The following is a 12,405-nucleotide window of genomic DNA, read 5'->3' on the forward strand; positions in this document are numbered from 1 at the left end:
CATGCAACCGCTGCCCGAATTCAAACGTGTCGTCACCGGTCATGACCCGCATGGCCAGGCCATGGTCGCCCTGTGCGGCGCCACCCCCAACAGCGTGGCACTCAAGGCCGTGCCCGGCACGGTGTTCCATGAACTCTGGAACAGCCCACACAGTCCGGCGCCGCTGGACAACGGCGCCGATCCGTCCACGCAACCGCTGCAACTGAGCCCCGCGCCCCTGGGCAGCGTCATTCGCGTGGTGGACATTGCGCCCGACAGCGCACAGCCGTCGCTCAGTGTCGAGGACGCCGCAGCGGTGTTCGCCGAGATCGGCCAGCCGCAGGCCGGCACCGGCCACGCCGAGGCGCGGCACCGGTTGATGCACCGCACCGAGACGCTGGACTACGGCATCGTCACCGAAGGCGAGGTGTGGCTGGTGCTCGACACCGAGGAGGTCCACCTCAAGCGCGGCGACGTGGTCGTGCAGCGCGGCACCAACCATGCCTGGAGCAACCGCACCGATCAGATGGCGAGGATGGTTTTCATCCTGCTTGACGGCCGCTATGACGCTGCGCTCAAGGCGGTGCTGCCATGAAGCTGGCCACGCTCGACGACAGCAGCCGCGATGGCTGCCTGCTGGTGGTGTCCCGCGACCTGAGCCGCGCCGTGAAGGCGGGCGGCATTGCCGCCACCTTGCAAACAGCGCTGGAGCGCTGGTGCGAGGTAGAGGCGCCGTTGCAGGACCTTTATCGCCAGCTCAATGCCCATCAGGCCGAACAGGCGTTCGACCTGGACATCGCACAACTGGCCGCGCCCTTGCCCCGCGCCTGGCAATGGCTGGACGGCTCGTGCTTTCTCAGCCACGGCGAACTGATGCAGAAGGCCTTCAACCTCGACCCCATCGAAGGCGCCGAGCGCATTCCGCTGATGTACCAGGGCGCCAGCGATGACTTTCTCGGGCCCCGCGCCGACATCGTGCTGCCCAGCGAGGCGCACGGCATTGATTTTGAGGGCGAGTTCGCGGTGCTGCTCGATGCCGTGCCGATGGGTTGCCCGGCTGCGCAGGCACTGGCGCATGTGCGCCTGCTGGTGCAGCTCAATGATGTCAGCCTGCGCGCCCTGGCACCGCGTGAAATGCAGACCGGGTTCGGCTTCGTGCAGGCCAAGCCGGCCAGCAGCTTCGCCCCGGTGGCGGTGACCCCCGATGAGCTGGGCACCGCCTGGCATGACGGGCGCGTGCACCTGCCCTTGAACGTCGAATGGAACGGGGCGTGGTTCGGCCACCCGCACGGCGGTGCCATGCATTTTGGCTTTGACCAGTTGATCGCCCATGCAGCGCTGACACGACGCTTGTGCGCCGGCACCCTGATCGGCTCGGGCACGGTGTCCAATGCCGATCGCCAGGTCGGTTCGGCGTGCATCTCGGAACGGCGGGCCATCGAGATGATCGAGCACGGCCAGCCGCGCACCGGCTTCATGCGCTTCGGCGACCGGGTGCGCATGGAAGCCCGTGGCCAGGAAGGCGAGGTCTTGTTTGGCGCCATCGATCAACAAGTAGTGCAGGGGGGCTGGCCATGCGCGTGATGATCACCGGGGCCAACGGCTTTGTCGGCCGCGCACTGGTGCAGCGGCTATTGGAGGCCGGCCAGTTGCGCGGGCAACGTATCGAGGCCCTGTTGCTGCTGGATCAGGCACTGACCGATCTGCCCGATGACCGCCGGGTGCGGCGTCATCTCGGCAACCTGTGCGATCCGGCCTTGCTGCGCCGGGCGCTGGCCGACGGTGTGGACGTGGTGTTTCACCTGGCCAGCCTGCCGGGTGGGGCCGCCGAGACGGACTACGAGCTGGGCTACCAGGTCAACCTGCAGGCCAGCCTGGAATTGCTGCAGCAGTTGCGCCACCGCGAGCGCCCGCCGGTGCTGGTGTATGCCAGCAGTATCGCGGTGTATGGCAGCGAACTGCCCCGGCGCATGGACGAAAGCCATCAGCCGCGTCCGCAACTGTCGTATGCCGCCCACAAGCTGATGATCGAAACCGCCGTGCAGGACCTCACGCGCCTGGGCCTGATCGATGGCCGCAGCGTGCGCCTGCCCGGCATCGTCGCCAGGCCCCGGCAAGCCAATGGCCTGCGCTCGGCTTTCATGAGTGATGTGTTACATGCCTTTGCCAATTGTGACAGCTACACCTGCCCGGTTTCGCCTCAGGCGACGGCGTGGTGGATGTCGGCACGCTGCTGCGTCGATAACCTGCTGCATGCTGCGCAATTGTCCGGCCTGGACGGCGCGCGGGTCTGGCAACTGCCTGTGTTACATCTGTCCATGGGCCAGGTTCTGGACGCCTTGACCGCCTGTTACGGGGCCGACTACGGTGCGCGCATTCGCTTTGAACCTGACCCGTCACTGGAGGCCCTGTTTGGTCGTTTCCCCCCCTTGCACACCCCCATTGCCCGCGCGCTGGGGTTTCGCCATGACGGCTCTGCCGCCACCTTGCTGCGCAACGCCCTCGACATTCCCTCACGCCGCCGCGTAACCCTCCTGCCAAGGAATCGCTCTGCATGAACCTGACCCGCCGCCGTTTGCTCGACCTCTCTGTCAGCCTGGACAACAACCCCTACACCGACCCACCGCCCTTGTTGCCGAAAATCGACTACATGGACCACCAGCAAGGCTGGCCGGAAATGGCCGCCATGTTCCCCGGCCTGCGTCTGGAAGACCTGCCAGGGCAGGAGTCCTGGGCCGCCGAGCGCCTGCAGATCACCACCCACAGCGGCACACACATGGACGCGCCCTGGCACTATGCTTCGACCACTGACGGCGGCAAGCCGGCCTTCGGCATCGACGAGCTGCCGCTGGAGTGGTGCCTGCAAGCGGGGGTGAAGCTGGATTTTCGTCACTTGCCCGACGGCCATCTGGTCAGCGCCGCCGAAGTCGAGGCCGAACTGGCGCGCATCGGCCATGTGCTGCAACCGCTGGACATCGTGCTGGTCAACACCCGCGCCGGCAGCCTGTTCGGCCAGCCTGGCTACCTGGATGCCGGCATCGGCATGGGCCGCGAGGCCACCTTGTACCTGCTCGAGCGCGGCGTGCGCGTGGTCGGCACCGACGCCTGGAGCTGGGACGCACCGTTCAAGTACACCCGTGAACGCTTTGCCGAAACCGGCGACGCCTCGCTGATCTGGGAAGGCCACAAGGCCGGGCGCGACATTGGCTACGGGCAGATGGAAAAGCTCGCCAACCTGGAACAGTTGCCGGATCACGGCTTTCTGATCAGTTGCTTTCCGTACAAGATCCGCCATGCCTCGGCCGGGTTCGTGCGAGCAGTGGCGATTCTGGAACCTTAGGCGCTGTACGAAACGTCGGTGAGCGAAGGTCAGGCAAGGCAAAAAGCGGCGAGCAAGCGCAGTTGACACGTGTCAATGAGCATTGCGAGTCGATTTTTAACGCCGCATGGCCGAGCGCAGCCACTTTACGTACAGAGCCTAGGCGTTTCAGGCGTATCCAGACACGCGCCACCTGTGCAGGCGGCTGCCCCCCTCGACTGTCTGTGAGAGGGGGGCTTGTCCGCGATTGAGCGCGAAGCGCTCACAGGCATCGGTGAGACGCTGACATTCACGACTGCTGACGCAGCCCGGGCCAGGCGCGCTACGGCAATTCATTGTCCGCTAGGCGTCTTTATTCAGGTTCCTGGGCCTGGGGCTCAATCGCATTGTGGTCATACTTTACTTTTAAAAATTTCCCACGCGTGTGCGTAATTTTTTTATTTTTCGCTCTGATCAGCTTTTTAATATTTCTCTCCAAAGGCCTCTGCTGTCTTTGCCCATACGCTATCCGCGTTATTTTCATTCGGTTATGCTGGCGTTTTAAATCCTCCGGCCTGTAAGTGCAGTGCTTGCCCGGTGGGCGCATGAGAAATATTCATGGCAGAGCGCTCGCCGCCCGTATTGTTTGACGACGATCCTGCCTGTTCGATTTTTCTCGGAACGTGTCATTTCTGAAATGATATTGCTGTTCTTTACGTGACATCAGACGCTGCGGTCATCCTGATCGCCGTTTTCATATCCGTTGCAACGATCAATCCTGGGTGAGCAGCATGTGGTGGAATAAAAAAGCGTCTCGGACCGTCAAGCCTGCCGGTTCAGCTCAGACCGTTCCCGTTCCGCCCATGATCCTGTGCCTGGAGCCGCGCATGCTGTTCGACGGCGCGGTGGCCGCGACCGTGGCCGACACCGCAACCGAGCACCCGGTAGCGGCCGAGGCCGCAGCGAACACCACCGCCGACAGCAATGCCGGCCAGGACAACACGCACGCCACCGCCGACATCACCCCCACCGGCCCTGCCGAGCCGGGCCAGACCGTGGTGTTCGTCGACGCACGGGTCAAGGACAGCGACAGCCTGATCGCCGGCGTGGCCGCCGGCACCGACGTGGTCAGGCTGGATGCCAGCCGCGAAGGCCTGCAACAGATTGCCGAGTACCTGGACGCGCACTCGGGGGTCAGCTCGGTGCAGATCATCGCCCACGGCAATGCCGGCGACCTGTGGCTGGGCAGCACCCACCTGTCGAGCGACAACCTCAACCAGTACAGCGGCGTGCTGGCGCAGATCGGCCAGGACATGAACGCCGGTGGCGATATCCTGATCTACGCCTGCAACACCGCCGAAGGCGAGGAGGGGCTCGATTTTGTCAACGCCCTGGCCATCAGCACCGGCCGCGACATCGCCGCGTCGAGCAACCGCACCGGCATGGGCGGCGACTGGAGCCTGGAAGTGGCCACCGGCAGCCTGGAGAGCACCAGTGCCCTCTCGCAGCAGGCCAGGGACGGTTACCAGTGGGGCCTGCAGACCCTGGTGGTCAGCAACTACGCCGACACCGGCAACAGCACCTCGTTGCGCAACATCCTGGCCAGCGCCCAGGCCGGTGACATCATCACCTTCAGCACCCCCGGCGCGACGGTGCTGCTCGACAGCCAGTTGACCATCAGCAAGAACATCACCCTCGATGGCGACCTGGACAACAACGGCACCGCTGACATTACGCTCGACGCCCAGTACAAGAGCCGTGTGCTGGAAGTGACCTCGGGCAGCACGGTGACGCTCGATGGCCTGGTCGTCACCAGGGGGTTGATTGCCGGTAATGGTGCAGATGCTCGAGGTCTGGCTGTTTCGTCTCTGGGGGCCGGGATTGCCAACAATGGCAACCTGACACTCAACAGCGTCACGGTGACAGCCAACGCCGCTTCGGGGGGCGGGGGTGCGACTCAGGGCAATTACTATCTAGGCGGCGGCGGTGGGGGGGGCGGTATCAAGACCAGTGCCTCTACGGGCGTCGGCGGAGGCTCTGGAGGTCGCAATCCTGACAGAGCTGGAAATCCTGGCGGCTCCGGGAACGGAGGCAACGGCGCCTCATCTTATGACGTCCCCGTGGGAGGCTCCGGCGGTTCTAACGTCGGTGGCTCAGGGGCGGCCTCTTATCTGTCCTATAGAGTGGCCGGCGGTGCCGGTGGCTCGGCCAGCAGCGCAACCCTCAGTATTGGCGGGGGTGGCGGCGCTGTTGGCTACCAGTTGACCGGTAGCAGAGGCAAGGGTGCAGATGCCAGTGGCGGTATCTTCAACAGCAGCGGGGCGGTGTTGACCATCACTGGCCATTCGAGCATCACCGACAACGCCGGCGCCGGTGGGGGCGGTGCCGGTGCTGGCAACAGACTTTACTCAGGGGCGGCCGGTGCGGGTGGGCTTGGCGTCGGGGCGATCTGGAACGCCGGCACCCTCAATATCAATACCACCAGCCATGCACGCCTGACCGGTAACGATGGCGCCGGTGGTACCGCTGGCTCAGTGAGTTCGGGGGCGTCCGGAGTGACAACTGCCGGCATCGACACGCTCTACAATCAGGGCACGCTGAACCTCGACTACGCCAGGGCCACCATTGCGCTGGCCGATAGCACCTTGCAGGCGGGCCAGACCACGCAGGTGACCCTGACGTTCAGCGACGCGGTGACCGGTTTCGACAGCAGCGACCTGGTGCTGGCCAACGGCACGCTTGGCCCGGTCAGCAGCACGGATGGCGGGATCACCTGGACCGCCACCTTCACCCCGGACGTGGACATCGAAGACACCAGCAACGTCATCACCCTGGACCTGGCCAAGGTGCTGTTCGGCGGCACGGCGGGGACCGGCAATGCAAGTTCCGGCAACTACACTGTCGACACCCTGCGCCCGACAGTGGCCATCACCGTTGCTGACGCTGACCTGAAAGCCGACGAAACGACCCGGGTGATCTTTACCTTCAACGAGGCCGTCAGCGATTTGACCCTGGCCGACCTGACGGTGCAGAACGGCACGCTCAGCGCTGTGAGTAGCAGCGATGGCGGCCTGACCTGGACCGCGACCTTCACCCCCGCCGCCAATGTGCAGACGGCCGCTAATCTGATCACCCTGAACAACCCCGGTGTACTGGATGCGGCCGGCAATACGGGGGCGGGCAGCAGCACGGCCAGCTACGCGATCGACACACTGGCGCCGACCGCGACCATCGCCGTGACCGACACGGCGCTCAAAAGTGGCCAGGCCACCACCGTGACCATCACCTTCAGCGAGGCGGTGACCGACTTTGATGTGACCGACCTGCTGGCGCCCGACGGCAGCGTGAGTGGGCTCGGCAGTGCCGACGGTGGCACCACCTGGACGGCGAGCTACACCCCGACCGACGACGTCATCGCCGTCGCCAGCACCCTTGTCCTCAATACTGCCCATGTCAGGGACCTGGCGGGCAATACCGGCAGCGCGTCTGTGACCTCCAACAGCTTCAGCATTGACAGCCTGCGGCCCACGGCGACTATCGCGATGAGTGATCTGGCCTTGACAGCCGGTGACACCGCGACGGTGATCATTACCTTCAATGAAGCGGTCAGCGATTTCAACAACGACGACCTGACGGTCGAGAACGGCACGCTCAGCGCCGTGAGCAGCAGCGATGGCGGCCTGACCTGGACGACGACCTTCACCCCGGCGGTCGATCTGCTCGCTGTCAGTAATGTCATCAGCCTCGATACCGCCGGTGTGCTTGATTCCGCTGGCAATGCGGGCAGCGGGACCACGGCGTCCACGCCATACCTTATCGACACGCTAAGACCAACGGCGAGCATCGCGATAAGCGACCAGGCCTTGAAGGCCGGCGACACCGCCACCGTGACCATCACCTTCAGCGAGGCGGTCAGTGGCTTGAGCAATACCGACCTGAGCGTGGCCAATGGCACCCTGGGTACCGTGACCAGCGGCGATGGCGGTATCACCTGGACTGCTGATTTCACCCCTGACACCAACATTGAGGCCACGGGCAACGTCATCACCCTGGCCAACAGCGGTGTGGTCAATGCAACCGGCAATACCGGTGCAGGGACGACCGATTCGGCCAGCTACAGCGTCGACACCCTGGCCCCGACCGCCACCATTGTAATGGCGGACAGCACGCTGATTGCCGGTGAAACCTCGCCGGTCACCCTCACCTTCAGCGAAGCGGTCAGCGATTTCAGCAACGATGACCTGACGGTCGAAAACGGCACCCTGAGTGCCGTGACCAGCCTCGACGGCGGCCTGACCTGGACGGCGACCTTCACCCCGGCGGTCGATCTGCTCGCTGCCAGTAATGTCATCAGCCTCGATACCGCCGGTGTGCTTGATTCCGCTGGCAATGCGGGCAGCGGGACCACGGCGTCCACGCCATACCTCATCGACACGCTAAGACCAACGGCGAGTATCGCGATAAGCGACCAGGCCTTGAAGGTCGGTGACACCGCCACCGTGACCATCACCTTCAGCGAGGTTGTCAGTGGCTTGAGCAATACCGACCTGAGCGTGACCAATGGCACCCTGAGTGCCGTGGCCAGCACTGACGGCGGGCTGACCTGGACGGCCACCTTCACGCCGGCCAGTGCGATCAGCGACAGCACTAACGTCATAAGCCTTAACAAGGCGGGTGTCATTGATGCGGCCGGCAATAGCGGCAGCGGCACGACAGCGTCCAATAACTACACCCTCGACACCGTGCTGCCCACGGCCACCATCGTCGTGGCTGATTCAGCGCTGAAAGCGGGCGAGACCTCACGGGTGACCATCACCTTCAGCGAGGCGGTCAGCGGTTTCACCAATGCGGATCTGAGCGTTGCCAATGGCACCGTGAGTGCCGTGACCAGCACTGACGGCGGGCTGACCTGGACGGCCACCTTCACGCCGGCCAGTGCGATCAGCGACAGCACTAACGTCATAAGCCTTAACAAGGCGGGTGTCATTGATGCGGCCGGCAATAGCGGCAGCGGCACGACAGCGTCCAATAACTACATCCTCGACACCGTACTGCCCACGGCTACCATTGTCGTGGCTGATTCAGCGCTGCAAGCCGGTGAAACCTCTTTGGTGACCATCACGTTCAATGAGGCGGTCAGCGGCTTTACCAATGCCGACCTGAGCGTGGCCAATGGCACCTTGAGTGCCGTAACCAGCGCCAATGGCGGGCTCACCTGGACCGCGATCCTGACACCCACCAGCGCGGTGACCGACAGCACCAACCTGATCACCCTCAACCAGGCCGGGGTCAGCGATGCAGCCGGCAATACCGGCAGCGGCACTGCGGTGTCCACTCACTACGCCATCGACACCGTACGGCCGACGGCGACCATTATCGTAGCCGATACCTCCCTGAAAGCCGGCGAAACCTCGTTGGTGACCATCACCTTCAGCGAAGCGGTAAGCGGTTTCACCAATGCCGACCTGAGCGTGGCCAATGGTACGTTGAGCGCTGTGACCAGCACCAATGGCGGGCTCACCTGGACCGCGACCCTGACACCCACCCAGGCAGTCAGCGACAGTACCAACCTGATCAGCCTTACCAATACCGGCGTCAGCGATGCGGCCGGCAATACCGGCAGCGGCACCACGGTGTCCAATAACTATACCCTCGACACCGTGCGGCCCACGGCCACCATCGTGGTGGCCGATACGGCCCTGGCCGCGGGCGAAACCTCGCGGGTGACCATTACCTTCAGCAGGGCGGTGAGCGGCTTTACCAATGCCGACCTGAGCGTCGCCAACGGCACCCTGAGCGCCGTGGCCAGCACCGACGGCGGGCTGACCTGGACCGCCACTTTCACGCCAAAAGCGGCGACCAGCGACAGCACCAACCTGATCAGCCTCAATAACGCCGGCGTCAGCGATGCGGCAGGCACTGCCGGCAGTGGCACCACGGTGTCCAACAACTACGCCATCGATACCCTGCGGCCAATGGCAAGCATCGAGATGAGTGACCTGGCCTTGAAAGCCGGTGACACCGCAACAGTCATTATCGCCTTCAGCGAGGCGGTCAGCGGTTTTGGCAACGACGACCTGAACGTCGAGAACGGCACGCTGAGTGCCTTGAGCAGCGGCGACGGCGGTCTGACGTGGACGGCAACTTTCACTCCGGCAGTCGATCTGCTTGATGCCAGCAATGTCATCAGCCTGAACAATGCCGGTGTGCTTGATGCCGCTGGCAATGCCGGCAGCGGCACCACCGGGTCCACTAACTACACCCTCGACACCGTGCGCCCCACGGCCACCATCGTCATGGCGGATACGGCGCTGAAAGTCGGCGAGACCTCCTTGGTGACAATCACCTTCAACGAGGCCGTCAGCGGTTTCACCAACGCCGACCTGAGCGTGGCCAATGGCACGCTGAGTGCCGTGACCAGCACCAACGGCGGCCTGACCTGGACGGCCACCTTCACACCAAAGACCGCAACCAGCGACAGCACCAATCTGATCAGCCTCAATAGAGCAGGTGTCAGCGATGCAGCCGGCAATATCGGCAGCGGCACTGCGGTGTCCACTCACTACGCCATCGACACCGTGCGGCCGACGGCGACCATTGTCGTAGCCGATACCTCCCTCAAAGCCGGCGAAACCTCATTGGTGACCATTACCTTCAGCGAGGCGGTGAGCGGTTTCACCAATGCGGACCTGAGCGTGGCCAGCGGTACCTTGAGTGCCGTGACCAGCGCTAACGGTGGGCTCACCTGGACCGCGACCCTGACACCCGCCAGCGCGGTGACCGACAGCACCAACCTGATCAGCCTCAACAAGGCCGGGGTCATCGACGCAGCCGGCAATGCGGGCAGCGGCAGCACGGTCTCCAATAATTACGCCGTTCTCACCGTACGACCCACGGCCACCATCATCATGGCCGACACGGCCCTGAAAGCCGGCGAAACCTCATTGGTGACCATCACCTTCAGTGAGGCCGTCAGCGGCTTCACCAACGCTGACCTGAGCGTGGCCAACGGCACCTTGAGTGCCGTGACCAGCACCAACGGTGGCCTGACCTGGACCGCCACTTTCACGCCAAAGGCCGCGATCAGCGACAGCACCAACCTGATCAGCCTCAACCGGGCCGGTGTCAGCAATGCGGCGGGCAATGCCGGCAGCGGCACCACGGTATCCAGTAACTACGCCATCGACACGCTGCGGCCAACGGCGACCATTGCCATGAGTGATCTGGCCCTGAAAGCCAGCGAAACCTCATTGGTAACCATCACCTTCAACGAGGCCGTCAGCGGTTTCACCAATGCGGATCTGAGCGTGGCCAACGGCACTCTGAGTGCTGTGACCAGCACCAATGGCGGCCTGATCTGGACCGCCACTTTCACGCCGAAAGCGGCGATCAGCGACAGCACCAACCTCATTACGCTCAACAAGGCCGGGGTCACCGATGCCGCCGGCAATACCGGCAGCGGCACCACCGTGTCCAATAACTACGCCATCGACACGGTACGCCCAACGGCCACCCTGATCATGGCGGATACGGCCCTGAAAGCCGGCGAGACCTCGCGGGTAACCATTACCTTCAACGAGGCCGTCAGCGGTTTCACCAACGCCGACCTGAGCGTAGCCAACGGCACCCTGAGCGCGGTGACCAGCACCAACGGCGGGCTGACCTGGTCCGCCACCTTCACACCAAAGGCCGCAACCAGCGACAGCACCAACCTGATTACCCTCAACAGGGCCGGCGTCAGCGATGCCGCCGGCAATATCGGCAGCGGCTCTCTTGTCTCCAGTAACTACGCCATCGATACGGTGCAGCCTGCGTTGGCACGGAGCACCACCGTCGGTGCCATGACCCTGAGCCAGCAACTGGACAGCCTCAAGGCCACGCAGAACAAACAGTTGAGTGACCTGGCGCGGGCGTTGGGGGCGATGGGGTAGTTGAAGTCCGGGGTTGCTGCGGTGCCGTTCCTGATGGTCGGCATCCGTGGCAACGTGCACTAAGTCATATCGGGCTTATAGGCTATTTTTTGGATCCCACTATTAATAAAAAGTTTTTTATTAACCGCTTTTCATCGTGTTATAAAACTGCCGCCTTTTTATTGTCAGTGGGTATTTTCAGTTTTTTCCTAAGCTTATGTACGGTTCATAGCAATATGCTATCCGTCTTATTTTCATTCGGTTATGCTCGCCTTCTTTCACGGTCGACCCGCGAGCCCAGCCCTTGCCGAACTTTCATTTCATTTCCGGTTTGCCGCGCTCGGGTTCGACCCTGCTGTCGGCCATTCTTTTACAGAACCCGCGTTTTCATGCGGGCATGAGCAGTCCGGTGTTCAGCCTGTTTTCAGGCGTGCTGGGGCAGTGCAGCGCCGGCAGCGAATTTGCCTCGGTGATCGACACCGACCTGCGTCGCCGCCTGCTGGGCGGCCTGTTCAGTTCCTATTACGCCGACAAGCCCGAGACCTCGCTGATCTTCGACACCAACCGCGGCTGGTGCTCGCGCATGTCCGCCGTCAATGACCTGTTCCCGAAGGCCAAAGTCATTGCCTGTGTGCGCAATGTGGCCTGGATCATGGACAGCATCGAGCGCGTCTACCGCGCCAATCCGTTCGAGAACACCAAGCTGTTTGGCGATGCCGACGAGCGCAATACCGTCTATAGCCGGGTCGATACCCTGGCGCAGCGCAACCGCATGGTCGGCTTTGCCTGGGCGGCGCTCAAGGAAGCCTATTACGGCGAACAGGCCGACTCGTTGCTGCTGATCGACTACGACCTGCTGTCGCAGTCGCCCGAGCAGGTCCTGCGCCTGGTGTATCAATTCATTGGCGAGCCCTGGTTCGAGCACGACTTCAATCACATCGTCTATGACGCGCCGCAGTTCGACGAAGCGCTGGGCGTGTCCGGCCTGCACAAGGTCAAGCCCAGGGTCACGCATGAACCCCGGCGCACGATTCTGCCGCCCGACCTGTTCGAGCAGTATTCAAAGTTGTCCTTCTGGAATGACGCCGCAGGCAGTGCCGCCCACGTTATTCGCATGAAATCAGACGCTGCGGTCATCTGACCGCCGTTTTCATATCCGTTGCAACGATCAATCCTGGGTGAGCAGCATGTGGTGGAATAAAAAAGCGTCTCGGACCG

Annotated in this window: 6 protein-coding genes; all 6 read left to right on the forward strand. The window is 63.2% G+C overall.

The annotated features are described in order from the left end of the window. Position 1 precedes the first annotated feature (1 nt). The gene (locus tag DGA31_RS16370) at positions 2–574 is read left to right on the forward strand and encodes a cupin domain-containing protein (RefSeq protein ID WP_109513267.1); all 573 of its coding nucleotides are present in this window, start codon (positions 2–4) and stop codon (positions 572–574) included. After that, positions 571–1,563, forward strand: coding sequence for a fumarylacetoacetate hydrolase family protein (locus tag DGA31_RS16375; protein ID WP_109513268.1), 993 nt, complete (start codon positions 571–573; stop codon positions 1,561–1,563). Before DGA31_RS16370 ends, DGA31_RS16375 begins: the two co-directional genes overlap by 4 nt. Further along, positions 1,554–2,537 carry an NAD-dependent epimerase/dehydratase family protein gene (locus tag DGA31_RS16380; protein ID WP_109513269.1) on the forward strand — a complete coding sequence of 328 codons (984 nt, stop codon included), beginning with the start codon at positions 1,554–1,556 and terminating at the stop codon, positions 2,535–2,537. The genes DGA31_RS16375 and DGA31_RS16380 overlap by 10 nt, the downstream gene beginning before the upstream one ends. After that, the gene (locus tag DGA31_RS16385; protein ID WP_109513270.1) at positions 2,534–3,319 is read left to right on the forward strand and encodes a cyclase family protein; all 786 of its coding nucleotides are present in this window, start codon (positions 2,534–2,536) and stop codon (positions 3,317–3,319) included. The genes DGA31_RS16380 and DGA31_RS16385 overlap by 4 nt, the downstream gene beginning before the upstream one ends. An 845-nt stretch (positions 3,320–4,164) precedes the next feature. Then, positions 4,165–11,208: an Ig-like domain-containing protein gene (locus DGA31_RS16400; RefSeq protein WP_241509606.1), complete on the forward strand. Its 7,044-nt coding sequence runs from the start codon at positions 4,165–4,167 to the stop codon at positions 11,206–11,208. 283 nt (positions 11,209–11,491) lie between these two features. After that, positions 11,492–12,328, forward strand: a complete 837-nt coding sequence (locus tag DGA31_RS16405; RefSeq protein ID WP_056836667.1) for a sulfotransferase — start codon at positions 11,492–11,494, stop codon at positions 12,326–12,328. Positions 12,329–12,405 lie beyond the last annotated feature (77 nt).

The organism is Pseudomonas ovata (assembly GCF_003131185.1).
GTDB lineage: Bacteria > Pseudomonadota > Gammaproteobacteria > Pseudomonadales > Pseudomonadaceae > Aquipseudomonas > Aquipseudomonas ovata.